Source organism: Amaricoccus sp. (genome assembly GCF_047602525.1).
GTDB lineage: Bacteria > Pseudomonadota > Alphaproteobacteria > Rhodobacterales > Rhodobacteraceae > Amaricoccus.
Genome location: NZ_JASGHB010000001.1, coordinates 2,430,133 through 2,449,641, shown reverse-complemented (window position 1 = coordinate 2,449,641; position 19,509 = coordinate 2,430,133). Strand labels below are relative to the sequence as shown.

Below are 19,509 nucleotides of genomic sequence, written 5' to 3'. Positions count from 1 at the left end.
ATGACAGGCAGGCAAGCGGCGCTGGTCCGCGACCGAGGCGCAGCCGGAGCGGGGCGGGTGGCCTTCGTCGAGCTGTTCTATGATCTGGTGTTCGTGTTTGCGATCACCCAGCTCTCGCATCTGCTGCTGCACCACTACACGCTGCTTGGGGCGGTCGAGACGGCGGTCCTGCTGCTGGCGGTCTGGTGGGTGTGGATCTTCACGACGTGGGCGCTGAACTGGCTCGATCCCGAGGCGATCCCGGTGCGGGTCATGCTCTATGCCTCGATGCTGCTCGGGCTGTTCATGTCGATGGCGATCCCCGAGGCGTTCGGCGAGCGCGGGCTGGTCTTTGCGCTTGCCTTCGCGGGGATGCAGGTGGGGCGCAGCCTGTTCACCATGGTCATTCTGCGCCGGGCAGCGCCGGAAAATGCCCGCAACTTCCAGCGGATCAGCATCTGGCTCGCGGTGTCCGGCGTGGTCTGGATCATCGGCGGGCTGGCGGCGCCGGAGGTGCGCCTGCCGATCTGGCTGATTGCGCTGGCGATCGAGTATCTCGGGCCGGTCTTCGCGTTCTGGACCCCGGGCCTCGGACGGTCGACGACGGACGAGTGGCGGGTGCTCGGCGGCCATATTGCCGAGCGCTGCGGTCTGTTCGTCATCATCTGCCTCGGCGAGACCCTGCTGGTGAGCGGCGCGACCTTCGCCGAGGCGGAATGGACGGGGACGGGCCTCGCGGCCTTCCTCGCCGACTTCGTGTCGTCCGTGGCGATGTGGTGGGTCTATTTCAACGTCGGCCACGAGCGGGCGGCGCATCTGATCGAGCATCACGATGATCCGGGCCGGGTGGCGCGGCTGGCGTTCACGTATGCGCATATTCCGATCATCGCCGGCATCGTCCTGTCGGCCGTCGCCTCGGAACTCATCATCGCCGAGCCCGCGCACCATGTGACCGCCGGGCAGGCAGCGGCGATCATCGGCGGGCCGGCGCTGTTTCTCGCGGGGAACGCCTGGTTCAAGACGGTGACGGGCCGCTGGACGCCGCTGTCGCATCTGGTGGGGCTCGGGCTGCTCGCGGCGCTCGCGGTCATGTCGACGGCGCTGACGCTGCTCGGGCAGGGGCTGCTCGCGGCGGTGGTGATGGTGGTGGTCGCTGCGTGGGAGGCGATCTCGCTGCGGCCGAGCCGGGCCGAGGCGTGAGGTGAGCGCGCCGCTCGAGATCTTCCTCGTCGCCCCGCCCGGCCTCGAGCCGGTGCTGGCCGAGGAGGCCCGGGCAGCGGGGTTCGCGCCGGCGGAGGCGGTGCCGGGCGGGGTGCGCATCGCCGGTGGCTGGCCCGAGGTCTGGCGGGCCAATCTCGAGCTGCGCGGGGCGACGCGGGTGCTGGTGACGATCGGGGCGTTCCGGGCGCTGCACCTCGCGCAGCTCGACAAGCGCGCGCGCCGGTTCCCGTGGGGCGAGGTGCTGCGGCCGGACGTGCCGGTGCGGGTGGAGGCCAGCTCGACGCGCTCGAAGATCTACCACGCCGGGGCCGCGGCCGAGCGGGTGGCGCGGGCGATCCGCGAAGAGCTGGGCGCGCCGGTGGCGGACGACGCGCCGGTGGTGGTGCGGGTGCGGCTCGACGACGATCTCTGCACGCTCGGCGTCGACAGCTCGGGGGAGTCGCTGCACAAGCGCGGCCACAAGGTCGCGGTCGGCAAGGCGCCGATGCGCGAGACGCTGGCGGCGCTGTTCCTGCGGCAGTGCGGCTATGCCGGGACCGAGCCGGTGGTCGATCCGATGTGCGGCTCCGGCACGTTCGTGATCGAGGCGGCGGAGATCGCCCGCGGCCTGCTGCCCGGGCGGTCGCGGCGTTTCGCGTTCGAGCATCTGGCGACCTTCGAGCCGGCCGCCTGGGCGCGCCTGAGGGACCGCCCGGCGCGGCCGGTGCCCGCGTGGCGGTGCCTGGGGGCGGATCGGGATGCGGGTGCGATCCGCATGGCCGAGGCGAACGCCGGGCGGGCGGACGTCGCGGACGCCATCGCGTTCCAGCGGCAGGCGATCTCGGATCTGGTGGCGCCCGACGGGCCGAAGGGCCTCGTCATGGTCAATCCGCCCTATGGCGGGCGGATCGGCGAGCGCGAGCTGCTGCGCGGGCTCTACGGCACGCTCGGCAAGGTACTGCGCGCCGGGTTTTCCGGCTGGCGCGTCGGCATCGTCACGAGCGAGCCGGCGCTCGCGCGCGCCACCGGCCTGCCGTTCCTGCCGCCGCTGCCGCCGGTGCCGCACGGCGGGCTGCGGGTCGGGCTGCACCGCACCGGGCCGCTGCCGTGAGCGCGCGCTCAGGCGATGAGGACCGCGATCCCGATCACCAGGATGAGGCCGACCACGGCGAGGATGCCGCCGCGGAAGCGGGCCATGACGTCGCGGGTCTTGCCCATGCGGATGATCTCCCCGGTGGCTTCAGGTCATGACATCTCGAGCGCGGCGGTGATCGCGCGCGCGAGAACGGCGGAGTCATAGGGCTTGCGCACCACCGGCGCCGCGGTGAAGCCGCCGGCGATCAACGCCTCGTCGCCGTAGCCGGTCGCGAAGATGAAGGGGATGCCGGCGGCGGCCAGCTCCTCGGCGAACGGCATCGAGGTATCCTGGCCGAGGTTGACGTCGAGAACCGCCACGTCGGGACGGGCGTCCGCGAGGCGGCGGCGCGCATCGGCGACCGTCGAGGCTGTGCGCACCGCCGCGACGCCGAGCCGTGCGAGCATGTCCTCGACGTTGACCGCAATGAGCATCTGGTCCTCGAGCAGAAGCACGTCGAGGCCGGGTGGCAGGGCCGCGGGCGCATCGGGCGCGGCCGCGGCGCTCTTCGGCCAGTCGAGACGCGCCGAGCTGGCCGCCGAGACGTGCCGCGCCGGCAGCACGAAGCGCGCCGCCAGCCCTTCCGGGCGATAGTCAACGTCGCTCTCGCCGCCGAGGTCGAACGGGATGCTGCGCCGGATCAGCGCGCTGCCGAAACCGGCGCGGCTCGGCGCCCGGACGGGCGGACCGCCCCGCTCGCGCCAGTTGATTTCAACGGCCCCCGTGTCCGTCATTGTCCAGCCGATCTCGACCCCGCCGCCGGGCACCGAGAGGGCGCCGTACTTTGCCGCGTTAGTCGCCAGCTCGTGCAGCATCAGCGCCATGACCGAGAAGGCGCGCGCGTCGAGCCAGACGGGCGGGCCGTCGATCGTCACCACCGCGCCCTGGCCGCGATAGGGGCCGAGCTCGGCGGCCAGCAGGTCGGCGAGCGTGCCGCCGCCGTCGCCGCGCACCACCTGGTCGTGGGCATAGGCGAGCGCCTGGATGCGGCCCGAGAGCGAGGCAACGTAGTCCTCGATCGAGCGCCCCGGCGCCGCGGGACCCGCCACCAGCGACTTGATGACCGCGAGGATGTTCTTGACCCGGTGGTTCAGCTCCTCGTTCAGCATCCGCTGGCGGAACTCGGCCTTGCCGCGCTCCTCGGCCATCACCTCGTTGTGGCGCAGGACGATCTCGACGGCGGCCGCGCGGGTTGCCTCGGCGATCTCGCGGTCGGCTTCGGTCCAGGGCTGCGCCTGCCGGTCCACCGTCTGCTTCCAGACCGCGAAGCTGGTCCGCGGGGTCAGCCGGTCGCCGAGCGGCCCGGTGCGATAGGATTTCCGCGGATCGCCGGCCCATTCGAGCGTTTCGACCAGCTCCTTGCGGAAGAAGAAGAAATGGTCGCGCGGCAGCTGCGACAGCGGGATCGCCAGCACGCCCGAGGCGGCGGCATGGTACGCCTCGGCCGCGGGGTGGGCCTGCGGCAGGCGATGGGTCGACCAGACCCGGCCTTCCGCCACCGTCTCGACGAAGCGCGCCAGCTCGGGGATCGCCGCGGGGGGCGGGGTCGAGCCCGCGGCGCTCCAGCGCCCGTTCATCCACAGGCCGACCCCGTCGCAGGGCATGAGCCGGCGCAGCTCGTCGAGGTTTTCGCGGAGCAGCGCGTCGATTTCCGGCTGCTGCGAGGCGCGGCGCAGGAAGCGGTCGAGGGTGCGGCGGGCCTCGGCGGCGGAGTCGAGGTTGCGCTTCTGCTTCAGCGTGTGGAGCTGCAGCGAGAAGTACTGGCCGAACAGCTCGGCCGCCACCCGGTCGGCCATCGGCAGCACGCGGGGGGCGTAGTGATGGCAGGCGATGAGCCCCCAGAGGCGTCCCTCGATGAGCACCGAGACCGACATGGACGCCGCGACACCCATGTTGCGCAGATACTCGCAATGGATCGGCGACACGCTGCGCAGGTGGGCGTGCGAGAGGTCGAGCGGATCGCCGGCGGCGTCGATCTCGGGCACGATCGGCACGCGCGGGTTGGCGGCGTCGGAGATGATGCGCAGGGTGTTGCGCAGGTAAAGCTCGCGCGCCTGCTGCGGGATGTCGCTTGCCGGGAAGTACTGGCCGAGGAAGCTCTCGAGCCCCGGCCGGCGGGTTTCGCCCACGACCTTGCCCGAGCCGTCGGCCTCGAAGCGGTAGACCATCACCCGGTCGTAGCCGAGCACGGCGTGGGCGAGGCGCGCCGCGCGGGCGATCAGGGCGTCGACGTCGCGCAGGCCGCTGATCCGGCCGATCAGCTCGCGGGCGCGATGCAGCGGGTGGGGCAGGTCGCCCGGCGGCTCGAACTCGATGATCGAGTGCCCCCGCAGGCGGTGGGCGGCCACGTCGAACACGCCGCCACGGGTCTCGAGGCCGAGCATCAGCGCGGGCCGGCCGTCCTCGGTGACGCCGGTCAGGGCGTTGCGCAGGTCGTGGGCCGCCTGATTGCCGACGACCTCCTCGAGCCGCTGGCCGAGGATCGGGCCCGAGGCGCCGAGCATGGTCGCCGCATTGGTCGAAATGCGCTCGATCCGGCCCGCCGATGCGTCGCAGGCGAGCAGGCAGCCGTGCGGCTGGATCGCGCCGGGGATGTGGATCGGCTCGCGGTCGCAGTTCGAGAGATCAACAGGGTCAGTCACGGATCGCGAGATTTTCCGGGGCATCGAGCCGGGTGAACGCCGCCCGGGCAGCGGCGAAGGCCGCTTCGGCGGCCGCGACCGCCTCGGCCTCGTCGAAGGCGTCGAAGCCGTCGAGGACCGCGAGGAAGCCGGTCCAGGCGTCGAGGCTCTCCGCCTGTGCCGCGAGGTGCCGCGCGCCATGCCGGGCGTCGAGGCCGATGGCCGCCGCCTGCCGCCGGAGCAGGCGGGCGCCGAGCGCGGAGCCTTCCAGGACATAGACGAGGCCGATCAGGCCGGACGTGCCGACGGGTGCCGCGAGCGCCACCGGCTCGGCCGGCATCACGCCGAGGTCGGTCATGTCGGCGTGCAGGAGCGCCGCGATCCGCGTCGGCCGCAGGCCGAACGGTGCCTCGTCGGCGATCAGCCGCTCCGCCGGCTCACGGAACGCGAGCAGCCCGCGCAGGTAGCGGCGATACTGCTCCAGGGTGTCGAGCGTGCCGACGGTCTCGTCGAGCGCCGCGTGGGCACTGGAGGTCCGGCTGCGCAGCAGGTGACGACGGGTCGAGATAGCCATGGGCTTTATCTCGGCACTCGCCGCGGCGAAGTCAATCCGAGCTGTCAGTCGTCCTCGTCGGCGGTGACGACGTTCTGCACCTGCTCGCCCCGGGGCGGCCGGCCGATCACCTCGCGCAGCTCGTCGAGCTCGATGAAGTTGTCGCACTGACGGCGCAGCTCGTCGGCGATCATCGGCGGCGAGGAGCGGATGGTCGAGACCACCGAGACGCGCACGCCCTGGCGCTGCAGCGACTCCACCAGGGGGCGAAAGTCGCCGTCCCCGGAGAACAGCACGATGTGGTCGACGTGGGGCGCCATCTCCATCGCGTCGACCGCGAGCTCGATGTCCATGTTGCCCTTGACCTTGCGCCGTCCGGTCGAGTCGGTGAATTCCTTCGCCGGCTTCGTCACCATGGCAAAGCCGTTGTAATTCAACCAGTCGACGAGCGGACGGATCGGCGAATATTCTTCGGTCTCGAGGAGAGCCGTGTAGTAGAACGCGCGAAGCAGCTTGCCCCGGCGCATGAATTCGGTGCGCAGCAGCTTGTAGTCGATATCGAACCCGAGCGCCCGTGCCGCGGCATAGAGATTGGCCCCATCAATGAACAGGGCGAGCCGTTCGTCACGGTAAAACATTGCTTTCAAATCCTCCAGAGGACGAGCGTGGGGGCGACCGGAGCCAATCGGCGTCCTTGAGGTCTTGTCTGGCTTATACGGCGGGCCGATGCTGCGCGAAAGCCCTTGGAGGATATGTTGACACACAGCCACCTTATCGCAATCGGCGCAAATCTGCCGATGCAGGGGCGGACGCCGCGCGAGACGCTGGAACTGGTGCTCGACGGGATCGCCGACGGCATGACGGTGGTGCGCCGCAGCCGGTGGTATCGGACCCCGGCGTGGCCGCCCGGGTCGGGGCCGGAGTTCATCAATGGTGCCGCGGAGATAGAGGCGGATGCCTCGCCGCAGGACGTGCTCGCGGCCCTGCACCGGATCGAGGCGCGGCTGGGTCGGACGCGGGCGGAGCGGTGGGGCCCGCGCGCCTGCGACATTGATCTTGTCGCGAGTGGTGCGGTGGTGAGCCCGGATGCCGCGACGGTGCGCGGATGGATGGAGCGCTCTGGCGCGGCGCAGCGCGAGGTTCCCCCGGGGCTGCTCCTGCCGCATCCCCGGATGCACGAGCGCGCCTTCGTCCTGGTGCCGCTCGCGGAGGTCGCGCCCGAGTGGCGCCACCCGCTGCTCGGCCGCACGGTACGCGAGCTGGTCGCGGCGCTCCCGCCCGACGCGCGGGCCGAGGTCGTTCCCCTTGCGTGAGCCTCAGCGCGCCGGCAGCGGGATGAATTCGGCCTCGTCCCCCGGCGGCAGCTGGAAGCGGCCGTGCGCCCAGTCGCCTTGCCGCCACGCCTCCTTCGCCGCCTCGATGCGCTCCTTCGACGAGGCGACGAAGTTCCACCAGATGTAGCGCGGGCCACCGAGGGTCTCGCCGCCGAGCAGCATCAGCCGGGCACCCTCCGGCCCCGCCGTCACCGACAGGCGGTCGCCGGGGCGAAAGGTCATCATCTGCATCGCCGCGAACGGCTGGCCGGCGACGACGATGCTGCCCGACACCACGTAGAGGCCGCGGTCCTCGTGCCCGTCGGGCAGCGGCAGCCGGGCGCCCGGGGCCAGCTCGACGTCGACATAGAACATCTCGGTGAAGGTCTTCACCGGCGCCCGCTCACCCCAGGCGGTGCCGAGGATCAGCCGGGCCTTCACGCCGGCGTCGTCGAAGTAGGGCAGGGCATCCTTGCCCACATGCTCGAACCCCGCGGGATCGTCCTCGGCGCGCTCCGGCAGCGCGACCCAGGTCTGGATGCCGAACAGGCTGCTCGGGTTGCGGCGCGTCTCGGCGCTGGTCCGCTCGGAATGCGTGACGCCCTGGCCCGCGATCATCCAGTTGACTGCGCCCGGGTGGATCATCTGGTTCGAGCCGAGGCTGTCGCGGTGCTGGAACTCGCCGCGGAACAGGTAGGTGACGGTCGCAAGCCCGATGTGCGGATGCGGGCGCACGTCGATGCCCTGCCCGGTCAGGAACTCTGCCGGGCCCATCTGGTCGAAGAAGATGAACGGGCCGACCATCTGCCGCTTCGGCGCCGGCAGGGCGCGGCGCACCTCGAAGCCGCCGAGGTCGCGGGCGCGCGGCACGATCAGCGTCTCGATCGAGTTCGACCGAGTCCGCGCCGGGGCAGGCGGGGTCGAGCGTCGGGTTCCAGCTCACGGCCTGCCGTCCTGCAGCAGGTCGGACCACTCCGGGTGGCGGCGGAACTGCGCCGCGGCGAAGGTGCAGAGCGGCAGCACCTTCTTGCCGGCGGCGCGGAAGTCCGCGACCGCCCTCGCCACCAGCGCCGCGCCGACGCCCTGGCCGCGAAAGGCGTCGGGCACGCCCGTGTGGTCGATGATGACGAGCCCCTCTCCGGCGCGGGTGAAGGTCATGTCCGCCTCCGCCCCGTCGGCGCGGTAGACGTAGCGGCCCTTGGAGCCGCCGTCCTCGAAGGTGATTTCGCTCGGGTCGATCGCCATGGCTTCACTCCCTTTCCGTCACTGCAGGAACTGCGCGATGGCCGGGATCTCTCCCCGGCCGATCTCGTGCCCGCCCGGCTGCCAAGCGGTGCGGACCGTGGTGCCCTGGGCACGGAGCCACGCCTCCAGCGCGCGCGTCGCCTGCGGCGGGCAGATCGGGTCACGCTCGCCCGCGGTGATGAGCACCTTGGTCGAGATCGCGGCGGGCGGCGGCGTCCACGGAATGAGCGGGTGCATCAGCACGGCGCGGTGGAACAGGTGCGGCCGGCTGAAGAGCACGCTGGCGAGGATGTTGGCGCCGTTGGAGTAGCCGAGGCCGATCACCTCGGAGGGGCGGGCGCGGGCCACCTGCGCCTCGACGAAGGCGGTCATCGCCGCGGTGCGCCGGGCGAGGTCGTCCATGTCGTACCGCCCTTCGCCGAGACGCCGGAAGAAGCGGAGCGCGCCGTGCTCGCTCACGTCGCCGCGTGCCGCGACGATGGCGCTTCCCGGCCGCAGCTCGCGGATCAGCGGCACGAACTGCGTCTCGGTGCCGCCGGTGCCGTGGAAGGCAAAGACGATCGGCCGCCCTGCGCCGATGCCCTCGGCATGATGGACGTAGCTCTCGGCGGCATCGGCGGTGTCGATCGGCATGGCTCCCGTCTCCTCGCGTGGTGGTCCCGAAGGTAGGGCCATTTCACCCGGGAGACAAACCGCCGGAGGCCAACGGTCTGTTGCCGTTCCTGCGACAGACCGGACGATGCCGGGTCCGAGAAGCAGCGCAAGGCTGACGTTTCACGCCCTGCGGCGCAACGAGCGGTATCGCTCCCCGGCGCCAATGAACGGCTGTTTGCGGAGGAAACCGGGGTGTTCCGGCGACACAGGGGCGGTGCGGCAGAGTCGGCCGCTAACCCCCCCTTAAGCTTTGCGCTTCACCTTGGTCCGGCGTCGCGTTGGCCCGAAGCAGGGCCGGAAAAGTAGCCAGGTATCCCGAGTTTGTTTCGGCGGGTTCATCCCGCTGCGTTCGGCTGCTGCGGGCCCGCCCTCCGGGGTGCGGCCTGCCCTCCGGTCCGGGGCCAGCGCGGCGCGCCCTCAGCCGCGTTCAGGGCCATTTGGCCTCGGGCGGCAGCGACATCAGCACGGCCTCGACGTTGTGCCCGGTTTCCAGCCCGAACTTCGTCCCCCGGTCATAGACCAGATTGAACTCGGCATAGTGGCCGCGCTTCACCAGCTGGATCTCGCGCTCGGCGTCGGTCCATGCCTCGGCCATCCGCCGCTCGGTCAGCGCCGGGAAGATCTGGAGGAAGGCCCGGCCGACGTCCCTCGTGAACGCGAAGTCGGCCTCCCAGTCGCCACTCGACAGGTCGTCGTAGAAGATGCCGCCGACGCCCCGCGCCACGCCTCGGTGGCGGATGAGGAAGTAGTCGTCCGCCCAGGCCTTGAAGCGGGGGTAGTACTCCGCATCGTGCCGGTCGCAGGCGGCCCGCATCGCGGCGTGGAAGTCGGCCGTGTCCTCGGCGACCTCGATCATCGGGTTGAGATCGGCGCCGCCGCCGAACCACCAGGCCCCCGGGGTCCAGAACATCCGGGTGTTCATGTGGACCGCCGGCGTCCGGGGCGAGCGCATGTGCGCGACGAGGCTGATCCCCGAGGCCCAGAACCGCGGGTCCTCGGCCAGCCCGGGGATTTCCCGGCGCGCGGTCAGGCTGTGCTGGGCCGGCGCGGCGAGCTGGCCGTGGACGGTGGAGATGTTTACCCCCACCTTCTCGAAGACCCGGCCGCCGCGCATCACCGACATGACGCCGCCGCCGCCTTCACCGCCCTCGCGCAGCGTCGGCTTGCGCTCGAACCGCCCGGCCGGCAGGCCGGCGAACGGCCCGTCGCCCTGGGCATCCTCCAGCGCCTCGAACGCCGCGCAAATCCGGTCGCGCAGCTCCTCGAACCAGAGCGCCGCCCGCGCCTTCTCGGCTTCGCCGATCGCTACCATGCCGCCCACCGTGTCCAAAGCCGACTCCATCTCTCCGCCTCGCTTAAGTCGCATGGGGCGCGCGTTGTCCAGCGAGGCGTTGCGGGTCCGCGATCTGGCACCCGCCCGGCGCAAGGCCCCTGCGACGCGGGCAGCCGCCAGGGCTCGGGCGAAAATGCGCCTGCGGGCCTCGGGCGCCCTCGCGCCATCCGCCGCCTTCGGCTAGCGTCCCGCCCCGAAGCGGCGCTCGCCCGTCTCGGCGGGGGGTGCCGGTCGTACACTTCAGCAGCGCCCGCGCCGCTCCCACCCCTCGCCGCGAGACCCCAAGCTCATGTCGACGCTGCTCTCTCCCTACGTCCTGCCGATCCTGATGCTGATCGCCTCGAACGTCTTCATGACGTTCGCCTGGTACGGCCACCTGCGCTTCTCCACGTCGCCGCTCTGGATGGCGGTGATCGCCTCGTGGGGCATCGCGTTCTTCGAGTACTGGCTCGCGGTCCCCGCGAACCGGATCGGCCACACGGTCTATTCCGCGGCGCAGCTGAAGACGATGCAGGAGGTCATCACCCTCACCGTCTTCGCCGCCTTCTCGGTGCTCTACCTGAAGGAGCCGCTGACCTGGAACCACGCGGCCGGCTTTGCCCTCATCGCCTGCGGCGCGGCGCTGATCTTCAAGTGGTAGGGGCGGCGACGTTCGCCACCTCGTAGTCCGCCGGCACCGACTGCGCGTTGACCTGCCGGGCGTTCGGCAGGTCATTGCCCTCGGCCTTTGCCCGCACCGTCTCCTCGTCCATCCCGTAGCCCTGCCAGCGCGCGGTGAGCCGGCGGGCCAGTTCGTCCTCCGGCACGCGCAGGAAGACCGTGCGGTCGAACAGCGGCCCGAGCTGCGACCAGGCGGGATCGTCGAGCAGCAGATAGTTGCCCTCGACCAGCACCAGCCGCACGGCCGCCGGGATGATGCGTGCGCCGGCGCGCGCGATCTCGATCGAACGGTCGAAGACCGGCACGGCCACGTCGCGCCCGTCGTCGGCGCGCAGCCGCGCCAGCATCGCGGCAAAGCCGTCGACGTCGAAGGTATGCGGCGCGCCCTTGCGCGCCCGGTGGCCGCGGGCGTTCAGCACGATGTCGTCGTAGTGATAGCCGTCCATCGGCAGCACCTCGACCGCAACCCGCCCGGCCAGCGCCGCATGGAGCTGCTCGGTGAACGTGCTCTTGCCCGAGCCCGGCGGGCCCGCCACGGCGACGAGGCGCCGGGCCGCGCCCTGTTCCGCGGCGAGCAGGGCGGCGAGCCCCGCGAGATCGACCGTCTGCGTCATCCGTCTGCCCCCTCCGGCCCCTCCCGGGCCGTTTGCGCAAGCTCTCCCGGATCGGGCGGCGCGGCGCAAGCCTCCTTGCGCCGCGCCAAACCGCGACCTACCCTCCGGGGACGGGGAGATAGGGTTCCCCTCGTAACCGCCCCTCGGGGCTGACGACTCCTGTCCGCGATGTCCGGGGCGGGCGTCCGCCATGCCCGCCGCCTGATCCTCGGGGAAGCGCGCATGTCGTTCACCTCCTGCCTCATCGTCATGCTGGGCGGTGCCCTCGGCACCCTCGGACGCTACGTCGTGTCCGTGCTCGCGGCGCCGATCAGCCGCAACCTGCCGTGGGGCACGATCCTCATCAACGTCAGCGGCTCGTTCCTCATCGGCCTGTTCGGCACGCTGACGCTGGCCTCGGGACGCTACCCGGTGTCCGAGAACCTGCGGCTGTTCGTGATGATCGGCATCTGCGGCGGCTACACCACCTTCTCCTCGTTCAGCCTGCAGACGCTCGACCTGCTGCGGGCCGGGCATCCCGCGCGGGCGGGGATGAACATCGCCGTCTCGGTCGTCACCTGCATCGCCTTCGTCGCCCTCGGCCATGCCCTCGGCGCGCGCCTGAACGGCGGGGCCAGCGCCATCGCACAGGCGGCGATCGAGGAGGAGGCGTGAAGGGGGTGACTCGGACGGCACTTTCCTGTACCAAGACGCCACCGAAACCCCCTGAGAAGGCACCTCGCATGAAGCCAACCTGGTCCTCCGCGCTGATCTGACCGGCCTGGACCAGTGGGCCGGATGGCCCGCGCTTCCTGCACTGCCTCGCTCTCCGTCTCAGGGTCTCCCCGCATGTTCCGTTTCTTCGAGGCGCTCGTCGACCCCTACGCGCCCTACGCCGAGCGCGAAACGCCGCCCTCCCGGCTCTGGCCGTTCCTGAACGCCTACCTGAAGCCCGCCCGCAAGGTGATGGCCTTCACCATCGTCTCGGTCTTTGCCGTGGCGCTGGTCGAGATCTGGCTCATCTGGTACGCCGGCCGCATCGTCGACGTGCTCGGCGACACCGCGCCTGCCGAGGTCTGGACGCGCCATGGCGTCGAGTTCCTGATCGTCGCGGCCTTCATCCTCGTCGCCCGGCCGCTGATCCAGACCGTCTCGGCGGCCCTGCTCAACCAGTCGCTGATGCCGAACGTCGGCACCATCGTGCGCTGGCGGGCGCACCGGCACGTGCTGCGCCAGTCGGTCGGCTGGTTCCAGAACGACTTTGCCGGGCGCATCGCCAACCGGATGATGCAGACCGCGCCGGCGGTGGGCGAGGCGACGTTCCAGACCTTCGACGCCATCGTCTATGCGATCGTCTACCTCGCCGGCGCGCTCTGGCTCTTGTCGGGCACCGACCTGCGCCTCGCGCTGCCGCTCGTCGTCTGGCTCGGGCTCTACGTCTGGCTGGTCGCCTGGACGATCCCGCGCGTGGGGCGGGCGTCGAAGGCGTTCTCGGACGCGCGCTCGGCGATCACCGGCCGCATCGTCGACAGCTACACCAACATCCAGTCGGTGAAGCTGTTCGCCCACACCCGCACGGAAGAAGCCTACGCCGACGAGGCGATCGAGCACGCGCGTCGCACCTTCATGGACCAGATGCGCGTCATCACGCTGATGGACCTCGGGCTGACCGTGCTGAACGGTCTGCTCATCGTCGCGGTGATTGGCCTCGCCCTGGTGCTCTGGCAGGGCGGGAACGCGTCGATCGGCACGGTTGCGGCCGCGTCGGCCCTGACGCTCCGGCTGAACGCGATGACCGGCTGGATCATGTGGTCGCTCTCGTCGCTGTTCCAGAACGTGGGCGTGATCCGCGAGGGGCTCGAGACCATCGGCCAGCCGGTCGACCTGACCGATGCGCCCGACGCGACCGAACTGCGGGTGACGGCGGGCGAGATCGTTTTCGATCACGTGCGCCACCACTACGGCCGCGGCTCCGGCGGGCTCGCCGACGTGGCGCTGACGATCCGGCCGGGCGAGAAGGTCGGGCTGGTCGGGCGCTCGGGCGCGGGCAAGTCGACGCTCGTCAACCTGCTGCTCCGCTTCTTCGACGCCGAGGGCGGCGCGATCCGCATCGACGGCCAGGATCTCCGCGCCGTCACGCAGGATTCGCTGCGCAGCCGGATCGGCATGGTGACGCAGGATCCTTCGCTGCTGCACCGCTCGGTGCGGGCGAATATCCTTTATGGCCGGCCCGATGCCTCGGAGGCCGAGATGGTGGCCGCCGCCGAGCGGGCCGAGGCGCACGACTTCATCCTCGGCCTCGAGGACGGCGGCGGGCGCGCCGGCTACGACGCGCATGTGGGAGAGCGCGGCGTGAAGCTGTCGGGGGGCCAGCGGCAGAGGATCGCGCTCGCCCGCGTCATCCTGAAGGACGCGCCGATCCTCGTGCTCGACGAGGCGACGAGCGCGCTCGACTCCGAGGTCGAGTCCGCGATCCAGGAAACGCTCTACGGCGTGATGCAGGGCAAGACGGTGATCGCGATCGCGCACCGGCTCTCGACCATCGCCCGGATGGACCGCATCGTCGTGCTCGACCGCGGCCGGATCGTCGAGGAGGGCCCGCACGAGCAGCTGCTCGCCGCGGGCGGCCTCTATGCCCGGCTCTGGTCGCGGCAGTCGGGCGGCTTCCTCGACCTCTCGCCCGAGGTCGCGGGCGAGCCTGTGACGAGCGCAGCGGAATGAGCCCGCACCGCGGGGCGCGGCAAGGCGCTTCCCATCCCGGCGGTTGTCGGCGATAACCCCGGCCGCAACCGCCGAAGGCCCGAGCCCATGCACGACATCCGCCTGATCCGCGAAGCCCCCGATGCCTTCGACGCCGCGCTCGCGCGGCGCGGGCTGGCGCCGGTGTCGTCGGACATCCTCGCGATCGACGAGGGCCGCCGGGCGCGCATCGCCGCCGCCGAGACGGCCCTTGCCGAGCGCAACGCCGCGAGCCGCGAGGTCGGCGCCGCGAAGGCCAAGGGGGACGAGGCCGAATTCCAGCGGCTGCGCGCGCTCGTCGCCGACAAGAAGGACGAGATCGGCCGGCTCGAAGCCGAGGCAGGCGCTGCCGACACCGCCCTGCGCGACCTGCTGATGGGCATCCCGAACCTTGCCTACGACGACGTGCCCGACGGCGCCGACGAGGCCGGCAACGTCGAGGTGCGCCGCTGGGGCACCCCGCGGGCGTTCGAGGGCAAGCCGCTCGAGCACTACGAGATCCCCGCGGCGAAGGCCGGCTTCGACTTCGAGGCGGCGGGGCGTCTCTCGGGGGCGCGCTTCGTCGTGCTTCGCGGCGGGCTGGTGCGGGTGCATCGGGCGCTGGCCCAGCTGATGCTCGACACCCACGTCGAAAAGCACGGCCTGACCGAGATGTGGACGCCGGTGCTGGTGCGCGACGAGGCGATGCTCGGCACCGGCCAGCTGCCGAAATTCGCCGAGGACAGCTATCAGACGACGAATGGCTGGTGGCTGATCCCGACGTCGGAGGTGACGCTGACCAACCTCGTCGCCGGCCAGATCGTCGAGGACGCGCGCCTGCCGCTCCGGATGACGGCGCACACCCAGTGCTTCCGCTCCGAGGCAGGCTCGGCCGGCAAGGACACCGCCGGAATGCTGCGCCAGCACCAGTTCGAGAAGGTCGAGATGGTGTCGATCACCCGCCCGGAGGAAAGCCGCGACGAGCAGGAGCGCATGGTCGGCTGCGCCGAGGCGATCCTGCAGGCGCTGGGGCTGCCCTATCGCGTCATCGTGCTCTGCACCGGCGACATGGGCTTCGGCTCGCGGCGCACCTACGACCTCGAGGTCTGGCTGCCGGGGCAGGGCACCTATCGCGAGATCTCGTCCGTGTCGGACTGCGGCGACTTTCAGGCGCGGCGGATGAATGCCCGCTTCCGTCGCGAGGAGGGCGCCCGGCCGGAATTCGTCCACACGCTGAACGGCTCGGGTCTCGCGGTCGGCCGGACGCTGATCGCCATATTGGAAAACGGGCAGCAGGCGGACGGGTCCGTCACGCTTCCCGAGGCGCTCCGGCCCTACCTCGGTGGCCGCAGCCAGCTTACGCCGACGGGCGATCTCGCCTGACGCTGAGGCGAGATCGCGGTTAACGCCGCAGCGTCCCTGATCGCGAGCCGACGCGCGTGCCTCCTGTCACCGGAAGGGGGCGCGCTGCCGCGTGGTTGGCGCCGCCGCGGCGGGCGCCGGCGCCTGGCCTTCCTCTTGCTGAAAATATTCCCGCCGGAGGCGTCGCGACGCCGCAACCCGCGCGGCGCTAGGCCCCGTAGGTCTCGTCGAGCGCATACCCCGACGACCGCACCGTGCGGATCGGATCGCGCTCGCCGCTGCGGTTGAGCGCCTTGCGCAGCCGGCCGATGTGGACGTCGACCGTGCGGATCTCGACGTAGACGTCCTGTCCCCAGACCCGATCCAGCAGCTGCTCGCGCGAGTAGACCCGCCCCGGCCGCTGCATCAGCGTGTCAAGCAGGCGGAACTCGGTGGGGCCGAGGTGGATGTCGCGCTTGCCGCGGCGGACGCGGCACTGCTGCCGGTCCAGCACGATGTCGGCAAAGGTCGCCACGTCCCCGGCCAGCGTCGGGGCGGAGCGGCGCAGCACCGCGCGCATCCGTGCCACCAGCTCGGACATCGAGAACGGCTTCGTCACGTAGTCGTCGGCGCCGACGTCGAGGCCGCGCACCCGGTCCTCCTCCTCGCCGCGGGCGGTCAGCATGATGACGGGCAGGTCGCGCGTCGCCGGGCGGGCGCGGAGCTGCCGGCAGATTTCGATGCCCGAGACGTTCGGCAGCATCCAGTCGAGCAGCACGATGTCGGGACGCTCCTCGTCGAAGGCGACGAGCGCCTCGTCGCCGTCGCCCGCCACGCGCACGCTGAACCCCTCCTTCTCGAGGTTGTACGCGAGGAGGTGGGAGATGGCCTCCTCGTCCTCGACCACCAGAACCTTGGCTGCCATCCTGACCTCCTTACTCGCGCACGAACTCGATGCCGGCCGGCTCGCCCTTGGGGCGGTCGTCGCCGAGCGACTTGCCGGTGGCGATGTAGTAGACCATCTCGGCGATATGGGTGCTGTGGTCGCCGATCCGCTCGAGGTTCTTGGCGATGAACATCAACTGGGCCCCGGCGCCGATCAGCCGGCTGTCCTCCACCATGTACGTCACCACCTCGCGAAAGATGGCGTTGTACATCTCGTCGAGCTCGACGTCCTGATTCCAGACCTGCACCGCCAGATCCACGTCGCGCGCCGCGTGGGCGTTCAGCACGTCCGAGAGCTGGCTGAGGGTCTGGCGGCCCATGCGGACGATCGACGCGGTGGGTTTGATCGGCCGGGCGGACGACAGCGGGATTGCCCGCTTCGCGACATTCTTCGCCAGATCGCCGATCCGTTCCAGCGTCGAGGCGATCTTCATCGCGGCGATCAGCACGCGCAGGTCGGAGGCGACCGGCTGGCGCTGGGCGATGAGCTTCACCACGCTTTCCTCGACGGCGATCTCCATGGCGTCGAGCACCTTGTCGCGCTCGATGACAGTGCGCGCGAGCCCGGCATCGCGCCCCTGCATCGACTCGAGCGCGCGGGAGAGCAGCTCCTCGCCGAGCCCGCCCATCTCGGAGATCCGGGCCTGGAGCTGGACGAGCTCCTCATCGAAGGCCGAGACGATGTGCACCATGGCGGTTGGTCAGCTCCTCAAGCGGGCCGCGAGTCGTGTCCGTCGGCCGAGTCGGGCGCGTCCACCGAGTCGGGCGCGCCTGCCTTGCCACAGATATGGGACAGTTTCGTGACGCTGGCAGCCCCTGGCCCGAGCTGTCGTCCGCGCCCGGCCGGGGAGGCAGCCTTTGCCGCCACAAGGCGCGCGCGGGTGCGCGCAGAGTCCTCTTTTCCGGCTGTTGCCGGACGCGCGCGTCGTGGGCGAAAGGGAGCGGCCTACTCCATCGCCTCCAGCTCGTCGATCATGCCGGAGATGAGCGACAGGCCCTTGTCCCAGAACGTCGGGTCGCTGGCGTCGAGGCCGAAGGGCGCGAGCAGTTCGCGGTGGTGCTGCGAGCCGCCGGCTTCGAGCAGCGCGAAATACTTGTCCCGAAAGCCCGGGTCGCCCTCCTCGTAGACCGCGTAGAGCGCATTCACCAGGCCATCGCCGAACGCATACGCATAGACGTAGAACGGCGAGTGGATGAAATGCGGGATGTAGGTCCAGAAGGTCTCGTAGCCCGGCATGAAGTCGAACGCCGGCCCGAGGCTCTCGGTCTGCACGCCCATCCAGATGGCGTTGAGATCGTCCGGCGTCAGCTCGCCCTCGCGGCGGGCGGCGTGGACGCGGCATTCGAAGTCGTAGAACGCGATCTGGCGCACCACGGTGTTGATCATGTCCTCGACCTTGGAGGCGAGGAGGATCTTGCGCGCCCTGGCGTCCGGCGCGCCCGCGAGCAGCCGGCGGAAGGTCAGCATCTCGCCGAAGACGCTGGCGGTCTCGGCCAGCGTGAGGGGCGTGGAGGACAGGAACTCGCCCTGCCCGGCCGCGAGGCGCTGATGCACGCCGTGGCCGAGCTCGTGGGCGAGCGTCATCACGTCGCGGGTCTTGCCGAGGTAGTTGAGCAGCACGTAGGGGTGCGCGTCCGTCACGGTCGGATGCGCGAAGGCGCCGGGCGCCTTGCCCGGGGTCGCCGGCGCGTCGATCCAGCCCTTGTCGAAGAACGGCTGCGCCAGCTCGGCCATGCGCGGATCGAACGCGCCGTATGCGGCGAGCACGGTCTCGCGCGCTTCCGGCCACGCGATCTTGCGGTCGTCGTCCCTGGGCAGGGGCGCGTTGCGGTCCCAGACCGCGAGCTTGTCGAGGCCGAGCCAGCGCGCCTTCAGCGCGTAGTAGCGGTGCGAGAGCTTCGGGTAGGCGGCCACCACTGCATCGCGCAGCGCCTGCACCACCTCGGGCTCGACGTCGTTCGCGAGGTGCCGCGAGGCCTGCGGGTTCGGGAACTTGCGCCAGCGGTCCTCGATCTCCTTTTCCTTGGCCAGCGTGTTGGTGACGCGGGCGAAGAACGGCAGCTTCTCGGTGAAGACGCCGGCCAGCGCCTCGGCCGCCACCTGCCGCTTGGCGCGGTCGGGATCGCTCAGCCGGTCGAGGGTCGCCTCGATCGCAAGTTCCTCGCCGTCGATCTCGAAGGTGAGGCCCGCCATCGCCTCGTCGAACAGCCGGTTCCACGCGGTGGCGCCGACGACGGACTGATCGTGGAGGAAGCGCTCCAGTTCGTCGGAGAGCTGGTGCGGCTTCATCTTGCGGATGCGCGCCAGGATCGGCCGATAGCGGGCGAGATCGGCGTTCTCGGCGAGCAGTGCGTCGAGGCGGGCGTCGTCGATGCGGTTCAGTTCGAGCGAGAAGAACACCAGCGGCGCGGAGGCGTCGGTGAGGCGCCCCTGGATGTCGCCGAACGCCTTGGCGCGATCCGCGTCGGTGGTGAGCTGGTAGTAGCGCAGCCCGGCATAGCTGCCGAGCCGGCCCGCCACCTGGTCGATGCGTTCGTTGCGCCGGATCGCCGCCAGCAGGCCGGCCGCGTCGAGCGTCGCGAGCTTGCCCTCGTAGTCGGCGGCGAAGCTGCGCGCCTCGGCCGCCAGCCAGTCGAGATCGCGGGCGATCTCGGGAGCGTCGGGCGCGGCGTAGAGGTCGGAGAGATCCCAGACGGGCAGGGTGCCGAGGTCGTCGCCGCCGGCGGGGTCGCGGGCGTCGCGGGTCAGGGTCGGGTGCATCCGTCGGGTCCTCCTCGAAGCTCGCGGCGAGACTTAAGGTCTTCGCCGCGGGCTGTCGAGGTCGGTGCGGATCACGCGCGCTTGTTGTCCAGTGCAAACGCGCCGGGGCCCGCAAAGACGAAGTAGAGGAAGACGAAGCAGAACAGGATCGCCGCGTCGCCGCCGTTGTTGACCGGGAAGAAGCTCTGCGGCGCGTGAACCATCCAGTAGGCGATCGCCATCTGGCCGGAGAGCAGGAAGGCCGCGAGCCGGGTCCAGAGGCCGATCAGCACCAGCACGCCGCCGGCGATCTCGAGCACGCCCGCGAGGCCGAAGAGCGAGAACAGCGGCGGGTGCATCTCGCTGGCGGGGAAGTTCAGCAGCTTGGCGGTGCCGTGCTCGATGAAGAGCAGCGCGGTCACGATGCGGAGGATCCCGAGCACGATCGGGGCGTAAGCCTGAAGCTGTCGCATGTCACT

18 protein-coding genes, 1 pseudogene and 1 riboswitch are annotated in these 19,509 nt (G+C 70.9%); of the genes and pseudogenes, 7 read left to right on the top strand and 12 right to left on the bottom strand.

The window, feature by feature from the left end:
- Together QM699_RS12580 and QM699_RS12575 are read left to right on the top strand one after the other, a co-directional pair.
- On the top strand, positions 1–1,179 hold the full coding sequence (locus QM699_RS12580; RefSeq protein ID WP_415011443.1) for a low temperature requirement protein A: 1,179 nt from the start codon (positions 1–3) through the stop codon (positions 1,177–1,179).
- A 1-nt stretch (position 1,180) separates the two neighbouring features.
- A complete protein-coding gene (locus tag QM699_RS12575) occupies positions 1,181–2,290 on the top strand; it encodes a THUMP domain-containing class I SAM-dependent RNA methyltransferase (protein WP_415011442.1) in 1,110 nt (369 codons plus the stop codon).
- Between the two features lie 134 nt (positions 2,291–2,424).
- On the opposite strand, the gene QM699_RS12570 is transcribed toward QM699_RS12575, so the two are convergent.
- The 3 genes from QM699_RS12570 to QM699_RS12560 are packed head-to-tail and all read right to left on the bottom strand — an operon-like array spanning position 2,425 to position 6,126.
- Positions 2,425–4,956 carry an HWE histidine kinase domain-containing protein gene (locus QM699_RS12570; protein ID WP_415011441.1) on the bottom strand — a complete coding sequence of 844 codons (2,532 nt, stop codon included), beginning with the start codon at positions 4,954–4,956 and terminating at the stop codon, positions 2,425–2,427.
- Positions 4,949–5,509 carry a biliverdin-producing heme oxygenase gene (locus QM699_RS12565; RefSeq protein ID WP_415011440.1) on the bottom strand — a complete coding sequence of 187 codons (561 nt, stop codon included), beginning with the start codon at positions 5,507–5,509 and terminating at the stop codon, positions 4,949–4,951. Before QM699_RS12565 ends, QM699_RS12570 begins: the two co-directional genes overlap by 8 nt.
- 44 nt (positions 5,510–5,553) lie before the next feature.
- Positions 5,554–6,126, bottom strand: a complete 573-nt coding sequence (locus QM699_RS12560) for an NYN domain-containing protein (RefSeq protein WP_415011439.1) — start codon at positions 6,124–6,126, stop codon at positions 5,554–5,556.
- Between the two features lie 117 nt (positions 6,127–6,243).
- Here QM699_RS12560 and folK point away from each other — a divergent pair, with 117 nt between their 5' ends.
- Positions 6,244–6,801: a 2-amino-4-hydroxy-6-hydroxymethyldihydropteridine diphosphokinase gene (gene folK / locus QM699_RS12555; protein WP_415011438.1), complete on the top strand. Its 558-nt coding sequence runs from the start codon at positions 6,244–6,246 to the stop codon at positions 6,799–6,801.
- Between the two features lie 3 nt (positions 6,802–6,804).
- Here folK and QM699_RS12550 read toward each other — a convergent pair.
- The 4 genes and pseudogenes from QM699_RS12550 to hemF form a co-directional block, all read right to left on the bottom strand.
- Positions 6,805–7,744 (bottom strand): annotated as a pseudogene (locus QM699_RS12550) (pirin family protein).
- Positions 7,741–8,046, bottom strand: a complete 306-nt coding sequence (locus QM699_RS12545; RefSeq protein WP_415011437.1) for a GNAT family N-acetyltransferase — start codon at positions 8,044–8,046, stop codon at positions 7,741–7,743. The pseudogene QM699_RS12550 and the gene QM699_RS12545 overlap by 4 nt, the downstream one beginning before the upstream one ends.
- Before the next feature lie 18 nt (positions 8,047–8,064).
- Complete coding sequence (locus tag QM699_RS12540) at positions 8,065–8,679, bottom strand: alpha/beta hydrolase (protein ID WP_415011436.1); 615 nt, start codon at positions 8,677–8,679, stop codon at positions 8,065–8,067.
- 448 nt (positions 8,680–9,127) lie between these two features.
- A complete protein-coding gene (gene hemF, locus QM699_RS12535) occupies positions 9,128–10,042 on the bottom strand; it encodes an oxygen-dependent coproporphyrinogen oxidase (RefSeq protein WP_415011435.1) in 915 nt (304 codons plus the stop codon).
- Positions 10,043–10,322: 280 nt separating this feature from the next.
- Here hemF and QM699_RS12530 point away from each other — a divergent pair, with 280 nt between their 5' ends.
- Positions 10,323–10,673, top strand: a complete 351-nt coding sequence (locus QM699_RS12530) for a DMT family protein (protein WP_415011434.1) — start codon at positions 10,323–10,325, stop codon at positions 10,671–10,673.
- Here the strand turns inward: QM699_RS12530 and QM699_RS12525 are convergent.
- A complete protein-coding gene (locus QM699_RS12525; RefSeq protein ID WP_415011433.1) occupies positions 10,663–11,307 on the bottom strand; it encodes a nucleoside triphosphate hydrolase in 645 nt (214 codons plus the stop codon). The two genes, QM699_RS12530 and QM699_RS12525, sit on opposite strands and share 11 nt — an antisense overlap.
- 105 nt (positions 11,308–11,412) lie before the next feature.
- Positions 11,413–11,476, top strand: a riboswitch (Fluoride riboswitch).
- 53 nt (positions 11,477–11,529) lie between these two features.
- Here QM699_RS12525 and crcB point away from each other — a divergent pair.
- The 3 genes from crcB to serS all read left to right on the top strand — a co-directional run bounded on the left by crcB (position 11,530) and on the right by serS (position 15,387).
- Positions 11,530–11,961, top strand: coding sequence for a fluoride efflux transporter CrcB (gene crcB / locus QM699_RS12520; RefSeq protein WP_415011432.1), 432 nt, complete (start codon positions 11,530–11,532; stop codon positions 11,959–11,961).
- Positions 11,962–12,135: 174 nt separating this feature from the next.
- The gene (locus QM699_RS12515; RefSeq protein WP_415011431.1) at positions 12,136–14,007 is read left to right on the top strand and encodes an ABC transporter ATP-binding protein; all 1,872 of its coding nucleotides are present in this window, start codon (positions 12,136–12,138) and stop codon (positions 14,005–14,007) included.
- An 87-nt stretch (positions 14,008–14,094) separates the two neighbouring features.
- Positions 14,095–15,387 carry a serine--tRNA ligase gene (gene serS, locus QM699_RS12510; RefSeq protein WP_415011430.1) on the top strand — a complete coding sequence of 431 codons (1,293 nt, stop codon included), beginning with the start codon at positions 14,095–14,097 and terminating at the stop codon, positions 15,385–15,387.
- Positions 15,388–15,574: 187 nt separating this feature from the next.
- On the opposite strand, the gene phoB is transcribed toward serS, so the two are convergent.
- From phoB to QM699_RS12490, 4 genes are all read right to left on the bottom strand, one after another.
- Complete coding sequence (gene phoB / locus QM699_RS12505; protein ID WP_415011429.1) at positions 15,575–16,270, bottom strand: phosphate regulon transcriptional regulator PhoB; 696 nt, start codon at positions 16,268–16,270, stop codon at positions 15,575–15,577.
- Positions 16,271–16,280: 10 nt separating this feature from the next.
- On the bottom strand, positions 16,281–16,982 hold the full coding sequence (gene phoU / locus QM699_RS12500) for a phosphate signaling complex protein PhoU (protein WP_415011428.1): 702 nt from the start codon (positions 16,980–16,982) through the stop codon (positions 16,281–16,283).
- Between the two features lie 254 nt (positions 16,983–17,236).
- Positions 17,237–19,051: a M3 family oligoendopeptidase gene (locus QM699_RS12495; protein ID WP_415011427.1), complete on the bottom strand. Its 1,815-nt coding sequence runs from the start codon at positions 19,049–19,051 to the stop codon at positions 17,237–17,239.
- Between the two features lie 71 nt (positions 19,052–19,122).
- Positions 19,123–19,503 (bottom strand): DoxX family protein, encoded by a 381-nt coding sequence (locus tag QM699_RS12490; protein ID WP_415011426.1) that lies wholly within the window; start codon positions 19,501–19,503, stop codon positions 19,123–19,125.
- Between the last annotated feature and the right edge of the window lie 6 nt (positions 19,504–19,509).

What these genes read in the sequence shown, in the direction of transcription:
- phoU (WP_415011428.1), bottom strand. Translation starts at nt 16,982, where the DNA reads ATGGTGCACATCGTCTCGGCCTTCGATGAGGAGCTCGTCCAGCTCCAG.
- phoB (WP_415011429.1), bottom strand. Translation starts at nt 16,270, where the DNA reads ATGGCAGCCAAGGTTCTGGTGGTCGAGGACGAGGAGGCCATCTCCCAC.
- crcB (WP_415011432.1), top strand. Translation starts at nt 11,530, where the DNA reads ATGTCGTTCACCTCCTGCCTCATCGTCATGCTGGGCGGTGCCCTCGGC.
- QM699_RS12490 (WP_415011426.1), bottom strand. Translation starts at nt 19,503, where the DNA reads ATGCGACAGCTTCAGGCTTACGCCCCGATCGTGCTCGGGATCCTCCGC.
- serS (WP_415011430.1), top strand. Translation starts at nt 14,095, where the DNA reads ATGCACGACATCCGCCTGATCCGCGAAGCCCCCGATGCCTTCGACGCC.
- QM699_RS12580 (WP_415011443.1), top strand. Translation starts at nt 1, where the DNA reads ATGACAGGCAGGCAAGCGGCGCTGGTCCGCGACCGAGGCGCAGCCGGA.
- hemF (WP_415011435.1), bottom strand. Translation starts at nt 10,042, where the DNA reads ATGGAGTCGGCTTTGGACACGGTGGGCGGCATGGTAGCGATCGGCGAA.
- QM699_RS12565 (WP_415011440.1), bottom strand. Translation starts at nt 5,509, where the DNA reads ATGGCTATCTCGACCCGTCGTCACCTGCTGCGCAGCCGGACCTCCAGT.
- QM699_RS12540 (WP_415011436.1), bottom strand. Translation starts at nt 8,679, where the DNA reads ATGCCGATCGACACCGCCGATGCCGCCGAGAGCTACGTCCATCATGCC.
- QM699_RS12560 (WP_415011439.1), bottom strand. Translation starts at nt 6,126, where the DNA reads ATGTTTTACCGTGACGAACGGCTCGCCCTGTTCATTGATGGGGCCAAT.
- QM699_RS12525 (WP_415011433.1), bottom strand. Translation starts at nt 11,307, where the DNA reads ATGACGCAGACGGTCGATCTCGCGGGGCTCGCCGCCCTGCTCGCCGCG.
- QM699_RS12515 (WP_415011431.1), top strand. Translation starts at nt 12,136, where the DNA reads ATGTTCCGTTTCTTCGAGGCGCTCGTCGACCCCTACGCGCCCTACGCC.
- QM699_RS12495 (WP_415011427.1), bottom strand. Translation starts at nt 19,051, where the DNA reads ATGCACCCGACCCTGACCCGCGACGCCCGCGACCCCGCCGGCGGCGAC.
- QM699_RS12545 (WP_415011437.1), bottom strand. Translation starts at nt 8,046, where the DNA reads ATGGCGATCGACCCGAGCGAAATCACCTTCGAGGACGGCGGCTCCAAG.
- QM699_RS12530 (WP_415011434.1), top strand. Translation starts at nt 10,323, where the DNA reads ATGTCGACGCTGCTCTCTCCCTACGTCCTGCCGATCCTGATGCTGATC.